Source organism: Runella sp. (assembly GCF_965279615.1).
Taxonomy (GTDB): Bacteria; Bacteroidota; Bacteroidia; order Cytophagales; family Spirosomataceae; genus Runella.
Genome location: NZ_OZ257252.1, coordinates 6,867,501 through 6,884,669, shown reverse-complemented (window position 1 = coordinate 6,884,669; position 17,169 = coordinate 6,867,501). Strand labels below are relative to the sequence as shown.

The window sequence follows — 17,169 nt, the reverse complement described above, 5'->3', positions numbered from 1 at the left end:
CGCAATGCCCCCCCTGTAAAAACCTGAAAATTAACGAAATAAACATACACTACAATGAAAAAGGGAATATCTACAATCGGTTGGATTGGGCTAATCTGGTTTCTTGGTTTTGTTACTGTAGCAGCGCAGCAACTCTCGACAAATCAAGTCAATTACCAATTGACCTACCAAGCCAATACGGGGCTTTACACGGTTTGGGTGGTACCCAAATATGCTACGCCAAACGCTAAAAATTCGAATGCCAATGAATTTGGAGCCACCGCTCAGGTATCGCTGAAAGTTCCCAAAGATTTTGTGATTCAGAATATCACCGATATAAGAGGCACTTGGGAGAAAACCCCCCTCAAATTGGGGAGCCAGTCCGTATTTGCCTCGGCGGGTTTAGATGCTGCTTACAACTATTACGTCATTGGAAAAACAGCCACCGAAACCGATTATGGCACATTTACAAACGGTACACCTGTTTCTCTTTTTACCTTCCAAGGCAATGCCTGCTACAGCCCCATCGGAATCTTAGCCAAAGCAGACCCTTTTGTGGCGGCGGCCAAAAGTGTGGCTTCACTCAATACGGCCTGTAGTTTTTATTCACGCTCCGGACAAACGCCCAGCGGGAATGTAATTCCTTTGGAGCAATTTGTCGAGAAACTAGGCCCTGATGCCACTTGTAATCCTCTGAATCCTCCGATTGACTTATCCCTTAACGTAGCTGTCAGCAATCAGCAGCCCGGCTTAAATGCAAACGTCACTTTGACTGTCAGCGTCAAAAATGAAGGGCAAAATCCGGCATCCGGCGTGGAAGTAAAGGATATTTTACCTGCCGGAATGGATTTCCAAACTTATGCCACTGCTACCGGTACTTATAACTCAGCTACCGGTGTATGGACCATAGGGAATGTCGCTGTTGGTCAAACCGTCACCTTGTCTATAGCTGTCCAAGTAACACAGGCCGGAGTACAGTATTTTACGGCCCAAATTTCTAAGGCAGATCAGACCGATACAGACTCTACTCCAAACAACAACATCGAAAGCGAAGACGATTTTGACCGAACTTGTATCACGGTTCCGGCACCGATTTGTGCAGGGCAGGTTTTTGAGCTTTCTATTCCGTCGGGATATACCAATATTCAATGGTTTAGAAATGACCAGCCCATCTCCGCTGCAACAACGTCCGTTCTCCAAATTACTGAAGCCGGTACCTACCGATTTACCGCTACCAATGTCGCCTGCCCAACAGCAGGTTGTTGTTCCTATATTTTCTACGAAGGCGACTGCTGCCCTACCAAAGCCATATGTGTGCCTTTTACGGTCAAAAAACTAAAGAAATAGCTTTTTGCCAGTCAATTTCAATTCACCATAACGAATATAGAAATGCACAACGACTTTTAATATAGATAGGATACAGAGTAGTACATCATAACAGGGCACGAATGATGCCCTGTTATATCTTAATCCCTACTGAAAATAAAATAAATTTTTACCCCTTATAAATTTTACTGATGTGGTTATTCCTTACTCTACACCGTTTTGGGGGCGGGGGTATCGGTCGCTTATGGCAAAATAAGTCTTCTGTATGCTCCCTCCCAAACGCCGGGCGTTTATCGACCGGCCTTCACTTCTTTTTTTGAGATCTTCGCCCTTTTTATTCACGCCTCACAGGTACCCACCCAACAAAGTACCTGTTGGATCAGCCCCACCAAACCCGACCATGTAAGTGAGAAGACGGAATGGGTTAACCAAGCAGCAGGTGTCGTCCGTCACCATTCGCACTACTTTTGCCAAAACGTTTGTGGATACTACCTACGGAACCAATGTCGTTGGGTGAGGAAGCAAAGGTCATAAATTTAAGGATTTGACAGGGCCGGATAAACTTCAACTTTCCTTAAAAGGCCACCCCGTTGAGCCTAAAGCAATTAAGACAGGGGGCCGAATCCGTGCATAGAGCAACCACTCTGCGGCCCATAGGAAACCCGCCCTGTTTACTTGTTGGCAAGCTATCTTTACCACATTACAAATCTAAAGGGCAGCCCCATCTATTTATCGGACAAATGGCTTTGTGTGTTTTCATAATGCTTTGCCGGTAGGGGCGCTTTGATTGAGAAAATCTGTCGCATCGTCGTGGCTAATGCTATTGTCCAATAGCCGCAAAAGACCCGTGGTACTGGTTTGGCCAAAAGAGCTCAATAAATAGTCAGTATATACGTCAAGACCTGTTTTCATGCACCAAAGATAATTTTGTATTTAACACTCTAACATAAAACAAGCGTAACATCGGTTCATAACTCATTTAGCTCTTTCTCCACCACCACCCCTGCTAAACCAATTAGCATTATAATCAGTAGAATCCACGAAAACCAACCGGAATCAGACTCCGGTTGATGTATGGGATTGTCTAAAGCAGGCGAAATACCTGAAATCAACGTGGGGGAAGAAATGGGAAAGGTGCTTACTTCCCCGCTAAATGGATAATAAGTTTGCTGAATCATGGCGATTAAAGTTTAAAACTGTGAATTAATACGGTAAATACATCAGCCGGTTGTGTAATCTCAATCAACTGCTTTCGGCCCTGTGCATCTGCATAGGGAATACTTTGGCCTTCATAAACCAAAAAAAGATGGTTGAGGATGGGATTGATTTCATAGAAATCCAACCGTTTTTGCAGAACCTCTGCCAGTTTTCGTGCGTTGCTGAGTTTACTCTCCCACTCACTGAACGTATACCGGCTTTTAGTACCGGGAGCGGAAGCTGCTTTTTGATGGCGTAATGAAATGACCGTTTCCACGTACTCACTCAAGGTCATTCCATTTTGATTGGCTTCGTGGGCCAATTGGATTTTTGTTCCCCCGTCATACTTGAATCCCAGGGTGACTTTGTTACGGGCGTTTTCCAGCCCTTCCAACTGTAATGCCCTGCCGTTGTTTTGATACTCAATCATCGTTTTTGTAGTTATATAGTTTACTTGAACGGCTCAAAAATAATTAACCCTGATTAGCCGCTTTGGGGTTAATCAGGGTTAATGCAGGTTAATCGGCGTTAATGATTATTAATCACGGTTCCCCCAAGTGCTCAATGATAGCTTCTACCTGTTTAGGGGTAAGTACCCTATCGGTAGAACTTAATGACAAATCGGGAATTTTCTCCAGCCATTTTTTCATTGTCAATAAGGCTAACAACATCGAAATTGGACGGCATGGCTGTTTTACCAAAACCCGCTTTTTCCTTAATGCGTTGAACAGCATAAGGAAATTGATCTTTTTGATTACGTTCAGAATCAATATAGGCCAAATGAAAGCGCATAAGCGGGGTAATCGTGAAGCCAAGGAATTTAAGCTGAGGATTCATACAAAGAAAAGCCGCTCCGACATTTTCCGTCAGACGTGATTTGTGGGAACCCTCTTGCCCCTGAATCACAGTGATGGTATTAGGATAGATAATGCCGGACTCACCCAAAGACAGTAAAGGACGGGCAAACTTAATATCCTGGCAGGCTCGAACTTCAATCATCTTTTGCACTTCCCGAAGGCGTGGGAGATAAGATAATTTAGCCGCTTTTGCAGGTGCGGTTAAAGGGAATTCAACTACCTGTTCTTCTTTATATCGCCCTAATTTTTTGAATTTATCCAATAGCTCTGTCATGAGAGGTAAACGCCTCCTGCCGCCATTAAATCCATGAGTTCTTTGGGATAATAATCCCGTTGCACAGTAAGTCGAATAAGTTGATCAGCTACTGAACCGGTAAATTCCAGATAAGTATTTCTCAGTTTTTCCAACGTGGCTACTAAACCCACAAATGCGGAAAGTTCGCTTTCCAAGAATTTAATGGTTCGGTAGTTGCTTTCAGACTGTTCTTCGAAGGGCAGACTTCGATGCGCAGATAAACGGCGTTGTTTCTTTTCAAGTAGAATTACGACTGCGTTCAATTCTTTATCAAGAACTGCTTCTCAAAACAGCATGATGCTGTTTTGAGAAGGGGTGAGAGATGGGCTCATTTTCTGCTCCTTTTCATTGGATAGATTGTTGCTTCTGCCTCGATTTCCTGACGGGTTTTCTTCTTTTAGGAAATTATCCATTCATCCAGTTGCTGAGCAAGAAAAACCAGCCCTTTACCCAGTTTTTGGTGAGGAATCTCACGGGTGGAGGTTAACTGATAAAGCGTATTTTTGGGTATACCCAAATACTTGGCAGCTTCATCAATGCTGAGTGGTTTGGAAGTGGAAGCTGAAGGGCGGTTTTGCTCGGCAAGCGCTTCACGGACATTGACTTTAATAATCTCGGCCAATTCGAGCGGTGAAATAACGATGATTTGCATTTGTTTTCAGGAGCCTTTTTTTGTTGATTTGGCGAGCTCGGTTACAAATGAACAGCAGTTATTTATGGTTGTTTATTTATTGGCAGGGGGCTGTAAATATTATTAGCCTCCCCAATTTTTTTCTAAGCACTTGATAATTAGGTTTTTAATATTTTCAACTATTTTCCTTGCCTCTTTTAAGTTTTTTGGTTTGATACCTTCATACAATAATGAATCTTCTATTTGTTTAGCCGAGAACCCTGTTAATCCCTGTATTGATTTTGACATATTATCTTTACTGGTTGCGTCATCGGTTAATATAAACCTTAGTTGCGCTAGATAACAGAATAACTTTCCGGCATCCTCTTTTTCACTTATGGTTTTTTTATCACCTTTACCTCTTTCTTTTGGCTTAACTATTTCAATTTTCTCTAACAGGGGCCGACCGGCCTTCTTAAATCGTACGGCTTGACTTACGGATAACTCGGTGTTTATATTCTGAGTGGTACTTATAAAATCGTTTGACAATTTTATAATATGCTCGCTGTTGATAATTTTCTCATACTTCATTATAAGCAAACTCACAAATTCTTTAAAACTATATGCATTGCCTCCAAACGTATTTCTCAAATGTTCTTCGCTGTTTAGTTTTTCCCGGTCACCTTTTTCCATCACTGCGATTTCTTCGTCACTCATTCCGAATAGTTTGGCAAATGGATTGGGGGAGATTACACGTTTGGGAACGACAATTTGAATTTTTTCATCATCGGTAAGTGATTCAAAAGATATTTCCCCGGTGAAACGGCTGTCCTGAAGGAAAAAAGCATGGTAAAAACAGTATTGTATTTTGCATCCCGCCAATCAACACCTTGTTCCTCTCGAAAGCGATCTCGAAAATGGCGCCATCTGATAGGGTGAAATTTTTCAGTTACCGCACGTTTGGAGAATAAAAATGATTCTAATCGCTGCCTGAATTCGATGACTGAATCACGATTTAATTTCGCTTCCTGATCTCTTACCTCAAAATAAATATCATTCGTCACAATTTCATTTTTATCATACGTTTCAAAAAGAACCGGCTCTTGTGCAGCTTAATTATTTAAGTTATCATTCTGTTTCTCGGGGGAGCTATTCATCGTTTTAAAAGCTTGTTTTGGTTCATTTACAGTCAGAGATCTTAAGCCAATCGGGAAAACCTTTCCTGAATCAGTTGTTTAATGGCTTCTTTAAAATATTGACACATATCTTCCATGGGCAATTTGTTTTTCTTTACCCGGTCTATTCGTTTGGTAATGTAGGCTAAGCTACCCGATTGCAGACGAATTAAGCTATGAGGGATGGTCCTAATTCCGGCAATTTTAGCCAAGTGCATGGTCAGATCTTCTACCTCAGGTAATTGCGGATAATGAGGTGTTGGGGGTTTAAGAATATACCCTCCCCAAAGCCCTACAATTGTAAATCGTTGAGCTTCCTTTTTCTTTTCTCCGGAAACAATCTCTAAAGACAGTTTTGGCTGGACTCCCGTGACGGTCATTTGGCTTCGGATGACCTGAGTGGCCAGTTCTTCCATTTGATTTTCGGTGTAGGGCAGTTCAGGGGGGGTAGATCGTCCGAAGATTTTTTTACTGCACGAAGCATGGAAATCGGTTTCATCGGCACCCAAAAATTGATAACAGTATAAACACCTTTTCATAACATTTCCTCCTCATCCACAGGGTAGATACTTACGGCTCCGATACAGTCTTTACAACAGGCCAGTAATAATCCCATGCGGTCACGGGGATTGAGTTTCCAGTTTCTTTGGGCAATGTCCAGCAACCATCCTTCGGGAATCAGGCCATCGAAGAAGGGCAACAGTACTTTATCAGTGAAAGGTGTCTGTTGTAAAGGCAGGGTAAGACTGATTGGCTCAGGTTTTTCTCTCTGCAAATATGTTTTATCATATTCAAAATTATAGCCGTTTTCATCCTGTATCAGCCACCCTGCGGTCAAAGTGTGCATTTTGACTTCAGCTTTTCTCATCGGTCAGTAGTTTACGGTTAATGGGCACGGCTCCTGTTTCATACCCAAATAGTTGTAATACTTGGTTTACCTTGTCCATACGTAAAGTTTGTTTGCCCTGTTCAAGTTCACGCACAAAGCGGAGTCCCACCCCGGCTTTCTCGGCTAATTCAGGCTGAGTTAGTTTGGCAGTATTGCGCTTTTCTTTCACGAATTCACTTAATGACATATTTATACCCTTTTGGGTGTAAATATAAGAAAGAATGCTTTACTTATACCCAATGGGGTATAGACTTTAATTTTTTTTCTTCAGCGCTTAGATATATTTCAGTTGAGAAGGATTCATTTTGTTATCTGCCCACTTTTCGAGAAAGGGAAGTTTTATAAATTGTCTGAAGTTTAGGGACACTTACATCCGCGTTTTGCCAGGTCAGAAAAATCAAAGCATGCCAACTTCGAGAGCTGCTCCACCGTCAGGTGGGTGGTATCAGGTTTTGTGTTATCAGTGCCTATTTCGCACCCTTCCAAAGGATTGAATTTGAGGCGTTTTTTCTTTAATGAATGTTTAAATAGAGTTTTTAACCAAACAATATGTTTATGTGTATGCGGCATCCCAAAACCCTCGGTTTCGTAAAGATATTTCCTGAATCCGGAAATGATCTTTTCATCGAAGGTGCGCGGTTGCCGCGATGTGAGTTTTTCTGATTCTAAATAGTTGGTAAAGTTTTTGGCATAATTTTTCTCAATATCAACCGTCGCTTTGACGATGATCTTTTCTGATACCTCCAACTCTCTGTCCTTGATATACTCCGTAATCAAATGGAGGGTAGAGAAGCGAAACAGGCGTTTTTCGGTCACAAATTCTTTGACCAGCATAGCCGTGACGTGTTCAAACTCGATCTGAAGCAGATCAAACGTTCGTTCAATTTTTACCTTAAACTCGTTCAGCCACTTATTATGCTTTTTATTATTATCGCCATTGCCCTTGAGTCGTTGGTTTTCAGCATCCCAAGCCGACTTTCGGCAGTCAATATGGACATAGCCTATCTCTGCATATTCTCCCTCAATTGTTACTCGGCAGCAGATACTGCCAAGCGTATCATGGCCAGGGTCTTGCTTTCTGAGCATTGCTTCCTTCTTGGCTTCCGATTTACAAAACCAAAATAAAACGTACATCTGTTTAATGTTGTACATAAGTAGTGAGCTTGCGCCACACTACCCATTGGTGAGAAGACTAACAAAAAGTATGCTAAATAATTTTCCGTCACGATTACGTCACTTTTTGACGTAATCGCAAACGTAATCGTAGCGCAAAGGATTGGACGTCATAGGCTAAAAAACAGAAAGCCACCGCTTTATACAAGCAGTGGCCTCACCATCAACAGGTCTCAGCAGAGAGGAAGAGATTCGAACTTCCTCTCGTAAATTCTTGTAAATGAGGTCTTTTCGCATAGCGAAAATGACGACGTAACTGCAAACGTAACCGTGAGTTGGCAAAAAATTAGGCAATCAGCCCAATTTCTTCTTTTTGCTCCCACATCGGTTTTACCTTTGCCTCTCCAGCTACGCCACTAGGCTTTCCCAGTTGCCCTTTCAGCATTTCTATCATAAACCTTTGATCGGCTATTACGCTGTTTTTTTGCTCAAGTATCTGGTCATACTTATTTGCAAAAAAATGTTCTATTTTCTCTATTAACTCTAAACTTGAAGAGGCTTTCTCAATATCCTTCTTTTTCTTAAACATTTCTCCCTCACCCGTCATTAACCAAGTTGGGTTAATATCAGGATATTTTGAAAAAATGGCATCGAATACATCATAGCTTGGTTTGCTCTTACCATCTACAATATATAAGATAGTGCTTGAATTTTTTGCAATTGAAATTGCGAAAGAATTGTTAGTTTTTCCGAGCTCTTTTATAAGAATTCGGAAACGTTCAGCTATTGTAGTTTCCATATGTCCGTTTGTTTGATTTCATTTTAGTTAACTCAACTTTAATTTTTACTGCCCTGCTTGCTGTTTTCGCTTAGCAAGAATGTCTATGAGCTTCTCTATTTGTTCGTCTTTCACTTTCATTTGCTCATTCATCATATTTATTTGTTGATCCTTCATATCAAGTGCTTGCTCAAGTATTCGTATTTGCAGCTTTAAAGCATTTTCATTTAACTCATTCATGATTTCTTTTAATACGTTAAAATTTTGGCTATCAGAGTTTTGTATAAAAATATTGTAAATTTTATCACATTTATTGTGAATTATTTGATATATATATTAAAAATTATCATATATTTGAGCATAATTCAACAACAAATAAACAACTTTTTAGAAAATAGTTGTAAAAGTTGTAATAATAATTTACTAAACGGTACAGGTCATGTTATTAGAAGATTTGCGTAAGCTCTACCATGACGGGGTGATTAAGAAGAAAGCCCGCTCAGAAATCAAAACTGATTTCGTCAAAACTTTTGGCTATTCAACCGATCAACAGTTCACAATGATGATGTCTGTCGGGAGTCTGGAAATTCCGACTCCAAATGAAATGGATTGGCTGTTGGAAAGAGTACAACGCTACCACCTACACTACACTGAAAATCAATTGGCACTCCAGTCATGACGGGGGCTTGGTTTTGGATTGAAGGTCTGATAATATGTGTCTTAGTTTTTGGATTCCCTATGCTGCTTTTTTGGCAGCTGTTACGACTTATCAAATTTATAATCAAATGACGATTTCTCTCGAAATGGTGGGTTTGGCTGTAACCGGGTTTCTCACTATCGTAGCCTTTTGGCTCGTGCGTGACATCCATAAAGACGCAAAGGACTTCTATAAGGCCAACCGAAAAAAGTAATTATCAAGACTAATTTCTAAGCATATGACACAACGGCAACAACGCATCGGAGCAATGGAGGCAGCATTGGCACGATGGCAACCCAACTCCCTCAGTGAGCAGGAGGAAAGGGAAATTATTGACAAAATAGTAAGGCATTGTGCCTGTATTGGTGAAGGACCGCTTACATGGCTGATGGGCCAATCTCGGCCCAACACAAGCACTGCTCTTCTTATTAAGACAGAAGAGAATAAGGAACTTTTAGCTTGCCCACGGTGTGGGGAACGGCGATTTAAAACGCCTAAAGCGGTAGATGGTCACATGAGAGTCTGCAAGAAAGGAGGTACGGAGAAATGAGAACATGGTATGAGTCATTGCTTGAGAAAAATACCCGTCTTTTCGTAGAGATCAGGCAAGTGCCCAGAGTTGACGGAATCCCTAAAAAAGAGATCATGATCTTGGGTTTTGTGCATAAAAATACGCTTGGATCGTGGGATGCATTCATGAATACGCAGGATGATATGTCGGAACTGGGCAGTAAACGTGAATTGTGGGAAGCCCAACGGCTCCTTCAGCTGACCATTAAACGAGCTGAGGAAAAGGACACAATTTCTTAGGTCATCAAGATTTTTGGAAGGTCGTGTGGTGTAATGGTAACACGCGGAAGTGCGCGCCGATTATGGGTTCGAACCCCATCACGATCTCAGGGTAGGGACAGAGTTTCTACAACTCCCAACCGCGCCGGGGTAACGCCCGGCGCGGGGAAGGGGAAGCTTTATCTAAAATTCAACGTATACACCTTATGGTTCATGCCGATTTTACAAAGAATTGACAGCAGTGAGGCATTTGGGCGCTTCCTGGCATTGTATCGAAAACACAATGACGGATGCCCGGCGCCATCTCACACCCGAAAGAAAAAGTGTTTGGACGGAACTGTAGTAGAAGTCACGATTCATCGTCGTACGGGTCTTATACCGGAGCAGGTCAAAACGACCTTTTATATGATGCTTCAAAAGTACGTTGATAATTACAACTATGTAGCGGAGAAACTTCCGGGCTTTATTTATGCAGAGAATGGCCGTTATCCTTCTCTCCTTACCAATAATGCGCGCATGGGAGAATGGTGCGATTGCACCGATAAAACCATCTATAATCACCGCAAACATTTAGAAGCTTTGGGCGTCATTTCCACCAAATTTCGCGGGCGCAGGAACGATTATGAACTGTGGATAACCCCCGAGATACTCTTCGGAAACGGCGAAGAAGAAAAACCCGAAAATGCTCTTAAAACGCCCAAAATCGACTTTTTAAACATCAACGAGAAAACTTTTCCGCCTAGTAATACTAACGGAGAGAGTATAGTAAAAGTAAATATCAATGCGGAATCGTTGAAAAGTGGATACAGAGAGAACAGTTACGGAGGGAGGGGTGGAACAGAGACCCTCGGGAGCCAAAAAGACGCGCTTTCGAAGTCCATAGCACAGAGTGAGGAGGCCGGGCCGGCGCGGCGGCCAAATCAGGAAATAATGGCTCAGTCTCAAGAGGAACGCGACAGGCAGGCTGATGCGCTGAAAAACAGAGTACTGCCGAAATTGCCGCCAAGGTTGGAAAAGCATTTTGGCGAGTTGCTGGTTAAGTTTTGGATGTATGCCTGGAAGGTATTATACCCAAACCGGGAATTCAGCAAAGAACAGCAGGAATTGGCGATAACGGCCATTTATTACGGTGTTTATAACCGATTTGATGACGCTCGCGATGGGAAAGGTTGGGCGGATTTTCAGGCACGGCAACTCGAAAAACTGGATAAAGCGGCAAAGTACTACGATAATCATCCTGATGCCTATTTGCCTGACCCTTATGCAGTTCAAATTCGTGGGAAGGGCTACTTTGACCAAGAAAATGAACGTGGGTTTGCCGGATTGGAGGCTTGGATGAAGCGGGATGAGGTACGTGCTGAAAACCGCCGCAACAAAAATGACGAAGAACGGGAACGCCGCCGAAAACGCGCCGAACAGCTGCTTCGTCAGGCGCGCCGAGACTTTGAACGCTTGGCTACCGGTAGTGACCAACGGCAGGAAGTACGCGGAAAAACGCAACTGCAGCTCTGGAATTATTACCGTATTATTTTCTCAGGCCTTGGCAAACAGTACGAACGCAAGTTTGCACAACAGTATCTTGACCAACAGGCGCGGGATTTTCAACCGCCAAAATACTACCAATCCAAACGGCAGCGCAAAATCTACTCTTCAGATACCACCGTAGTGGAAGTAGATGAGTGGATGACTGACGGCGATTGGTATTACTCTGAATTATAACTTTTAATCAATCAATTCTAAGCATATGTACACTAAAACAAAAGTGCTGAAGGCAAAAAAGGCACCGAAAAGACAAGCCGAGCGCAAGCCGCTCACCGATGAACAGCGCGCCGATCAACGGGCAAAGGCCAGTTGCTGTATTCTGGTCGAGTTTTATAATCCTATCGTCATGGGTGATGGTACCACTACGCTCAACATGAAAAAGTGGAGCAACGAATGGCAACAACCCCACAAAGGTAACCTCAACGATTGGGTCAATGAGTTGATGCGTATTTTTGATGTGTACTGGAAAGGCAAAGCCAAATCGGCCGCGATTTTTGATACCCGTTTTCAAAAAACGTGCATCGGTTCGGAACGGAACCCGGATTGTAATAAGTTGTACCAATTTGAGAACAGGGTCTGGAGGGCTGTCAAATGATACTTCACATAACCCTTCGACTGTATGAATCTGAGGCTGTTTCACTGAGAGGCTATCTTATTGGAAAACTTCAAGACATTGAAAAACTCAATGGGTATGCTCATGACGGTGATTTCGTACTTTGTGAATGGCTTACCGAGAAATATGGAGCTAAAGTGGCCGGTATAGAGAGACGTAAACCCAAGACTCCGCAAAAGGTGACAATGCCCGTTTCGGTGGCTCGAATCCTTTGGAAAAGTTGGCAGCAGGAAGTGATTCCGACAACACTCAATAATGTACTTGGCGGTATTGACGGACAATTGAAAAATGTAAACCTTTATCCCAGATAAATAAAAAGCCCCGTGTTGGAAGCACGGGGTTGCTTTAAAAGCTAAGCAATAAGACGCATGTAAATATAACGCTTAGCACTATATGTCTGCTCAAAAATCTGACAAAATTATTGCCATCCCGGTAAAGGCTCATGTAAAGACTTTTCTGGAACATAAGGACAACCTTGGTAAAGGACCTTATGAGATCAGGAAAGACCATTGGCTTGGTGAACTCATTACAGCTATCTTCTCATTTCATCCGCTCTCTGAAGTGGAAATTCCTGCGGAGTACTTTCCTGAAAAAACGGTTAAGCTGCCAACCATCGAAGTGATCCCGAAGTTTAAGGTGAACCGAGAGCTGCTTACCGATGAACATCTCAATAAAGTAGGCATGACATTGGAGGTGATGTTTAAACACGCATTGATCTTTTATTCCCGCGGGCGCATGACATTGCTCAGGAGTGAGCAGGGCGCAGTGAACCGATTTTATGAGGATTACCAAATCGACACAAGCCATTACGACACTGATGCAGCATTTAAAGTGGTGAACCGATCCAAGGCCGCAAAATAGTCGCAGCGGCGAACCGTTTTGTGTCCTGTTTCGGTGATTTTGTGTCCTATTTCGGCAAAAACGTGTCCCGAGTCGATTGGTAGACTATAAAACGTGTCCTTCCATTTTTGAATGGGCTTTTTGACCTTTGTTTGTTATGGTAACAGCAATTAAGATCGGCACTTTTGATCAGGGCAGCAATGCTGCCTATGTGCGTAGGTTGTACCTTCTGGACAGTGCAACATTGGATGGACTGCTTGACCCGATACGTTTTCCCAATGCTATCAATTCATTGACTATACCGGTCGATGGTCTTGCGGTATCGATTGGTACAGAATTGACGTATCTTGATTTTCAACCTAAGACCTGCGTCTTTAATGAAAACCGAAACTTGGACAGTAATGGCTATTTGTATGAAGTCGGGTTCAGTTTCGATTTCCCCCGCGATCGATTTGAGATCGTGAGTTGGGCGCAGTCCACTCGCTACAAAGAATACGTTGCCCTTTGGGAAGATTACACCGGAACTGCATACATCACCGGCACAAACGAGATCGGTCTGGAAGTAAACATCACGCGCTCGATCACGGCACTCAATAAGATGGCCGTTCAGGTTTCCGGTAAAATGGTCACCCCTACTTATTATTTAGAGTCGGTGGATCTCTCGTTATTTTTTCCTGCTGCCGACTTCAGTTTCAATTTCTCACTTGATTTCAATTCTTAACTGCCATGCCAACTTTCGCCAACCTTGCTCAGTATACAGCTACCGTCACCGCCCGATTTAACAAGCCTCGGCGCGGCGTTTTGGGTTCAGATGGGATTTTGGCCTCGGATGTGTTGGCGGCTCTGATCGATGCCGGCACCTACACCACCGAAAAGGTTGAATCAACTTTGAGTGCTACCGCGATCAAATCCCCGAAAACACCCTACGATACTGCCAAAGGGCTTGAAATTTGGGGCACTAACGGGGCTGTGTTTGGTCTTACCAATGATTATTTGGAAGCCTCCATAAAAAGTCAATACGGCGGCGGCGCTCCGGAAATGGAGTTCTGGGATGTATTCGCCAATACAAAATTCAGTTTTAAGGACGGTGCCGGCAAAACCGAACGGCTGCGACTGATGGGCGGCAGTGCGTGGCTCCCTGCCAATTTGCATGTGGGAGTAGGAACCGACCGAACGCAAAAAAACGCTTCGCTGTACGTTGGCAGTGAGATCCTGTTTGCCAATACCATTACCAACAAAAAAGTAATATTGTGGGATGCCGGCACCGGTAACCATGAATTTTATGGTTTTGGTGTAAATGCCGGTATGGTTCGCTATCAGGTACCATCAACTTCAGCAGATCATGTATTTTATGCCGGCAATTCAGGAGGAACCACTTCGGTAGAAGTATTCAGGGTGCGCGGCAATGGCAACGTTATTCTCGGAATGGCCGATAACGGTCTGGCTAAACTGCAAACCCCTACTATTTCATTAGGCACTGACATCTGGCAATACAGCGCTGAGGGTGAAGCAAGACTGAACTTTACTTCTCCGGGCTTTTCGTATTACCGAGTGCCTGATGCCGGTGGCCACTATTTCCGCCACGGCACCAAGGATACTCACCGCATGAGCAAAGATACTTTTGGACAATTTCAGGATGCTATCAGCGATTTCATACAAACGTCATTCTCAACACCTTACTCCGTGGCCACTCGCTCGTGGGTGCATCGAAAAGAGGCTTCCGGCACCGATTACCGATTCTTTGATTACGATGGTGCTACCGCCCGGGATTGGTGGAATGTGGCAGCTGCGGCAGGTACCTTGAGAATGACGTTGGCGCAGGTGATGTACCTGAATTACGGTTCTAATGTCGGGATCGGCACCAATACTCCCGATGGATGTGCCGTTCTGGATATTTCTTCCACCACAAAGGGCTTGTTGCTGCCGCGTATGACCACTACGCAGAGAGATGCCATTGCGAATCCTCAAAATGGGCTTGTTATCTATAATTCAACGCTTAACAAATTTCAGGGTCGCGAAAACGGCGCTTGGGTAAATCTTACATAGTATGAATATTTTTAAGATCCTGCCCTTTTCGGGCAAAGACACTTCGGGCGAGTACACGCTCACGGCGTTGTCGATCCGCTTCATTGGTTCGGTTACCATTGAGCCTTCGAGTGAGGGCATGTTTCAGGTGGATTATTACACCGACCGAAAGGTCATTCGGGAAGCCAATCGCGACATCATTACAAGCGCCACCATTCAGAGCCAGTTGGTTACGATGGGTTTGGATGAGACATCGGCATCGGTAAAAGCCCAAGAAATGATGAGCGCAGCCATTTTGCACCTGCTCGGTGGCGCAAGCAAAGAAGAACGTTATGCTACCTTGAGCCAGATCATCGGCAGTTTCGGCATGGAGCTGTTGCCCATTGGGGAGCAGGACGGCGCACTGTTTGACGAAGTAATGTATTCCGTTCCGGCCGAAACGCCGATGCAGGAAATTGTAAACTGATCTTATCTATTCGACTATGGAAACAATTGCTAAAAATGTAGAGAAAAATGCGCCGGAGCTTGTGCATCTGGTATTTACGCAGGAAGAAAAATCGCTCATCGGGGCGATCATGCAGGAAATGCCGGTAAGCCAGCAATACGCCCTGAGTACACTTTTGAAAACCGGAGAAAACCGCGCCGTAACGATCTCGACCGAGCAAAAATGACCTTATACCCTGACATACGGGTACGAAAGTACCAAGGCGGCAAGCCTGACTGGTGGGAGGTGACGGATCGGGTGAAGGTGCGGTGTGCGCTGCATCCCTACGGGCGTTTTTTTATCCCATACGGCTATACAAGTGACTTTGCGAGTGTGCCACAGGTTTTTTGGTGGTTGGTGCCACCGCACGGGCGAACGGCTCCGGCGTGTGTGGTCCATGACTATTTGTATGAGCATAACCCGGTGAAGGCTACGCGCAAAGAGGTAGACCGGTTTTGGCTGGAGTTACTGAAGCAATCCGGGGTACCGACGTGGCAGGTATGGACGATGTATCTATATGTAAGAGCCTTGGGATGGTACACATGGAAATGATATTATTTTAGTGGGTTATTTAGGTTTTAAAGCCCGGTTGCGATGCAGCCGGGCTTTTTTCGTCCTGTTTTCTGCCCTCTGATTCAGATAGGTTCGTATCGTGATTTTGTGTACCGATGACTACAACTATTGAATCTTTATTGGGAAGAACCTGGGCATTGGAGCCTCGCTTCCATAATGCGCAATCACTTGCGCTTGCGCGTCGAATGGCAAAAAGCGGCGACTCAACGATAGGTATTCCCGAACGGGCAGATCCTTCGGCAGTAGAACCAAAAGCATCGTGGGTAGATAGTCGCGGCCAAAAACACTACGGTTGGGATGTAGCCGGTACCAGAAGCGGAAAAGTGGCCCTCATTCCGATCATGGGAACAATGAGCCGTTATGGTGACTTATGCGCCTTCGGTACCGAGGATATTTCCAATTGGATATTGGAAGCCAATGCCTTGGATGAGATCACTTCGATCGTGCTGCAGATAGACAGTCCCGGTGGTGACGTAAACGGCACCGAACTGTTGGGCGATATCGTACGCACAAGTCAAAAGCCTGTGGTAGCCTACGTGCAGGGCATGGCGGCAAGCGCAGCTTATTGGGTAGCAAGTCAGGCTCGCGAGATCATCATGGAGTCGGAAACATCGACCGAGGTGGGCAGTATCGGCGTGTTGGCCGTGCATGTGGATGCTTCTGAGTATTACGCCAAAGAAGGCTTGAAGGTCACGATCATTCGCTCGGAAGGCAGTGATGATAAAGCGCTTTTCAACGATGTAGAGGGTCTGAGTGAAGAACTCAAGGCTGAGGTGAAAGCACAGTTGGCTCCCATCAAAGCCCAATTTATCAAAACGGTCAAGTCGGGTCGGCCCGGTATCGGTGATGTTTTTACCGGCAAGATGTACAATGGTAAAGACGCCTTGAAATTGAACATGGCCGATCGTATCGGATACCTGGGCGACGCCGTGTACAGAGCTGACCTGTTGGCTCGTAAGCAAACAAACAACTAATTTTTAATACAATTATGGTGAAGAACCTATCAAGTTTTTTTAAAAAGGATTCGGCGGGTCCTGTAGTGATCATGACTCAACCGGAGGCCGGATCAACTGCTGAAACTACCGCTCCCGAAGCTCCTGCCGAAACACCTGACGCATCTGCTGAAACCGCTACGACCGAGGTACCTGAGCCAACTGCCTCAGCCGCTACAGCTCCCGGCACTCAGGTGAGCATCAGTTCCGAGCGCCTTGCAGCTTTGGAAGGATTTGAACGCGAACTCACTGAGCTGAAGCCCAAATACGAGATCCTGAATACGTGGTACAACAACGTAAAAGGACAAGGCGCATCGGTGGGAAAAGATGCTTCGGAAACTTCCGGCAAGACCGAAGCCAAAAGTTGGGAAAAAGCTCCCTGGAACAATTGATTT

General features: G+C 44.3%; 29 protein-coding genes and 1 tRNA gene. 17 read left to right on the top strand and 13 right to left on the bottom strand.

What is annotated here, in order from left to right:
* Nucleotides 1-54 precede the first annotated feature (54 nt).
* Nucleotides 55-1,326: a DUF11 domain-containing protein gene (locus ACQY73_RS29010; RefSeq protein ID WP_428657678.1), complete on the top strand. Its 1,272-nt coding sequence runs from the start codon at nucleotides 55-57 to the stop codon at nucleotides 1,324-1,326.
* Between the two features lie 735 nt (nucleotides 1,327-2,061).
* On the opposite strand, the gene ACQY73_RS29005 is transcribed toward ACQY73_RS29010, so the two are convergent.
* From ACQY73_RS29005 to ACQY73_RS28945, 13 genes are all read right to left on the bottom strand, one after another.
* Nucleotides 2,062-2,217, bottom strand: coding sequence for a hypothetical protein (locus ACQY73_RS29005; protein WP_428657677.1), 156 nt, complete (start codon nucleotides 2,215-2,217; stop codon nucleotides 2,062-2,064).
* A gap of 56 nt (nucleotides 2,218-2,273) precedes the next feature.
* Nucleotides 2,274-2,483 (bottom strand): hypothetical protein, encoded by a 210-nt coding sequence (locus tag ACQY73_RS29000; RefSeq protein ID WP_428657676.1) that lies wholly within the window; start codon nucleotides 2,481-2,483, stop codon nucleotides 2,274-2,276.
* Between the two features lie 5 nt (nucleotides 2,484-2,488).
* Nucleotides 2,489-2,932, bottom strand: coding sequence for a hypothetical protein (locus ACQY73_RS28995; protein WP_428657675.1), 444 nt, complete (start codon nucleotides 2,930-2,932; stop codon nucleotides 2,489-2,491).
* Nucleotides 2,933-3,099: 167 nt separating this feature from the next.
* Nucleotides 3,100-3,633, bottom strand: coding sequence for a hypothetical protein (locus tag ACQY73_RS28990; RefSeq protein ID WP_428657674.1), 534 nt, complete (start codon nucleotides 3,631-3,633; stop codon nucleotides 3,100-3,102).
* Nucleotides 3,630-3,917: a hypothetical protein gene (locus tag ACQY73_RS28985; RefSeq protein ID WP_428657673.1), complete on the bottom strand. Its 288-nt coding sequence runs from the start codon at nucleotides 3,915-3,917 to the stop codon at nucleotides 3,630-3,632. The genes ACQY73_RS28990 and ACQY73_RS28985 overlap by 4 nt, the downstream gene beginning before the upstream one ends.
* 134 nt (nucleotides 3,918-4,051) lie before the next feature.
* Nucleotides 4,052-4,306 carry a helix-turn-helix domain-containing protein gene (locus tag ACQY73_RS28980; RefSeq protein ID WP_428657672.1) on the bottom strand — a complete coding sequence of 85 codons (255 nt, stop codon included), beginning with the start codon at nucleotides 4,304-4,306 and terminating at the stop codon, nucleotides 4,052-4,054.
* A 102-nt stretch (nucleotides 4,307-4,408) separates the two neighbouring features.
* Complete coding sequence (locus ACQY73_RS28975; RefSeq protein ID WP_428657671.1) at nucleotides 4,409-4,981, bottom strand: hypothetical protein; 573 nt, start codon at nucleotides 4,979-4,981, stop codon at nucleotides 4,409-4,411.
* 481 nt (nucleotides 4,982-5,462) lie between these two features.
* Nucleotides 5,463-5,978: a HipA domain-containing protein gene (locus tag ACQY73_RS28970; RefSeq protein WP_428657670.1), complete on the bottom strand. Its 516-nt coding sequence runs from the start codon at nucleotides 5,976-5,978 to the stop codon at nucleotides 5,463-5,465.
* Complete coding sequence (locus ACQY73_RS28965) at nucleotides 5,975-6,307, bottom strand: HipA N-terminal domain-containing protein (protein ID WP_428657669.1); 333 nt, start codon at nucleotides 6,305-6,307, stop codon at nucleotides 5,975-5,977. The genes ACQY73_RS28970 and ACQY73_RS28965 overlap by 4 nt, the downstream gene beginning before the upstream one ends.
* The gene (locus ACQY73_RS28960) at nucleotides 6,294-6,515 is read right to left on the bottom strand and encodes a helix-turn-helix transcriptional regulator (RefSeq protein ID WP_428657668.1); all 222 of its coding nucleotides are present in this window, start codon (nucleotides 6,513-6,515) and stop codon (nucleotides 6,294-6,296) included. The genes ACQY73_RS28965 and ACQY73_RS28960 overlap by 14 nt, the downstream gene beginning before the upstream one ends.
* 170 nt (nucleotides 6,516-6,685) lie before the next feature.
* Entirely contained in the window at nucleotides 6,686-7,462 is a 777-nt protein-coding gene (locus tag ACQY73_RS28955) for a hypothetical protein (protein WP_428657667.1), read from the bottom strand.
* Nucleotides 7,463-7,787: 325 nt separating this feature from the next.
* Nucleotides 7,788-8,240 (bottom strand): hypothetical protein, encoded by a 453-nt coding sequence (locus tag ACQY73_RS28950; RefSeq protein WP_428657666.1) that lies wholly within the window; start codon nucleotides 8,238-8,240, stop codon nucleotides 7,788-7,790.
* 45 nt (nucleotides 8,241-8,285) lie between these two features.
* Nucleotides 8,286-8,459: a hypothetical protein gene (locus ACQY73_RS28945; protein ID WP_428657665.1), complete on the bottom strand. Its 174-nt coding sequence runs from the start codon at nucleotides 8,457-8,459 to the stop codon at nucleotides 8,286-8,288.
* Between the two features lie 199 nt (nucleotides 8,460-8,658).
* On the opposite strand from ACQY73_RS28945, the gene ACQY73_RS28940 reads away from it, so the two are divergent.
* The 16 genes from ACQY73_RS28940 to ACQY73_RS28865 all read left to right on the top strand — a co-directional run bounded on the left by ACQY73_RS28940 (nucleotide 8,659) and on the right by ACQY73_RS28865 (nucleotide 17,166).
* Nucleotides 8,659-8,898, top strand: a complete 240-nt coding sequence (locus tag ACQY73_RS28940) for a hypothetical protein (RefSeq protein ID WP_428657664.1) — start codon at nucleotides 8,659-8,661, stop codon at nucleotides 8,896-8,898.
* A 106-nt stretch (nucleotides 8,899-9,004) separates the two neighbouring features.
* Nucleotides 9,005-9,130: a hypothetical protein gene (locus ACQY73_RS28935; protein WP_428657663.1), complete on the top strand. Its 126-nt coding sequence runs from the start codon at nucleotides 9,005-9,007 to the stop codon at nucleotides 9,128-9,130.
* A 24-nt stretch (nucleotides 9,131-9,154) separates the two neighbouring features.
* The gene (locus ACQY73_RS28930; protein ID WP_428657662.1) at nucleotides 9,155-9,466 is read left to right on the top strand and encodes a hypothetical protein; all 312 of its coding nucleotides are present in this window, start codon (nucleotides 9,155-9,157) and stop codon (nucleotides 9,464-9,466) included.
* Nucleotides 9,463-9,726 (top strand): hypothetical protein, encoded by a 264-nt coding sequence (locus tag ACQY73_RS28925; protein WP_428657661.1) that lies wholly within the window; start codon nucleotides 9,463-9,465, stop codon nucleotides 9,724-9,726. Before ACQY73_RS28930 ends, ACQY73_RS28925 begins: the two co-directional genes overlap by 4 nt.
* A gap of 19 nt (nucleotides 9,727-9,745) precedes the next feature.
* Nucleotides 9,746-9,813, top strand: a tRNA-Ala gene (locus ACQY73_RS28920).
* Between the two features lie 105 nt (nucleotides 9,814-9,918).
* A complete protein-coding gene (locus ACQY73_RS28915; protein ID WP_428657660.1) occupies nucleotides 9,919-11,424 on the top strand; it encodes a hypothetical protein in 1,506 nt (501 codons plus the stop codon).
* A 25-nt stretch (nucleotides 11,425-11,449) separates the two neighbouring features.
* On the top strand, nucleotides 11,450-11,842 hold the full coding sequence (locus tag ACQY73_RS28910) for a hypothetical protein (protein ID WP_428657659.1): 393 nt from the start codon (nucleotides 11,450-11,452) through the stop codon (nucleotides 11,840-11,842).
* Nucleotides 11,839-12,171, top strand: coding sequence for a hypothetical protein (locus ACQY73_RS28905; protein WP_428657658.1), 333 nt, complete (start codon nucleotides 11,839-11,841; stop codon nucleotides 12,169-12,171). Before ACQY73_RS28910 ends, ACQY73_RS28905 begins: the two co-directional genes overlap by 4 nt.
* 82 nt (nucleotides 12,172-12,253) lie before the next feature.
* Complete coding sequence (locus tag ACQY73_RS28900; RefSeq protein ID WP_428657657.1) at nucleotides 12,254-12,721, top strand: hypothetical protein; 468 nt, start codon at nucleotides 12,254-12,256, stop codon at nucleotides 12,719-12,721.
* Nucleotides 12,722-12,857: 136 nt separating this feature from the next.
* Complete coding sequence (locus ACQY73_RS28895) at nucleotides 12,858-13,421, top strand: hypothetical protein (RefSeq protein WP_428657656.1); 564 nt, start codon at nucleotides 12,858-12,860, stop codon at nucleotides 13,419-13,421.
* A gap of 5 nt (nucleotides 13,422-13,426) precedes the next feature.
* Nucleotides 13,427-14,746, top strand: a complete 1,320-nt coding sequence (locus ACQY73_RS28890; RefSeq protein WP_428657655.1) for a hypothetical protein — start codon at nucleotides 13,427-13,429, stop codon at nucleotides 14,744-14,746.
* A 1-nt stretch (nucleotide 14,747) separates the two neighbouring features.
* Nucleotides 14,748-15,191: a hypothetical protein gene (locus tag ACQY73_RS28885; RefSeq protein WP_428657654.1), complete on the top strand. Its 444-nt coding sequence runs from the start codon at nucleotides 14,748-14,750 to the stop codon at nucleotides 15,189-15,191.
* A 16-nt stretch (nucleotides 15,192-15,207) separates the two neighbouring features.
* On the top strand, nucleotides 15,208-15,396 hold the full coding sequence (locus tag ACQY73_RS28880) for a hypothetical protein (RefSeq protein ID WP_428657653.1): 189 nt from the start codon (nucleotides 15,208-15,210) through the stop codon (nucleotides 15,394-15,396).
* Complete coding sequence (locus ACQY73_RS28875; RefSeq protein ID WP_428657652.1) at nucleotides 15,393-15,761, top strand: DUF1353 domain-containing protein; 369 nt, start codon at nucleotides 15,393-15,395, stop codon at nucleotides 15,759-15,761. The genes ACQY73_RS28880 and ACQY73_RS28875 overlap by 4 nt, the downstream gene beginning before the upstream one ends.
* 116 nt (nucleotides 15,762-15,877) lie before the next feature.
* A complete protein-coding gene (locus ACQY73_RS28870) occupies nucleotides 15,878-16,756 on the top strand; it encodes a S49 family peptidase (RefSeq protein WP_428657651.1) in 879 nt (292 codons plus the stop codon).
* Nucleotides 16,757-16,770: 14 nt separating this feature from the next.
* A complete protein-coding gene (locus ACQY73_RS28865; RefSeq protein WP_428657650.1) occupies nucleotides 16,771-17,166 on the top strand; it encodes a hypothetical protein in 396 nt (131 codons plus the stop codon).
* Nucleotides 17,167-17,169 lie beyond the last annotated feature (3 nt).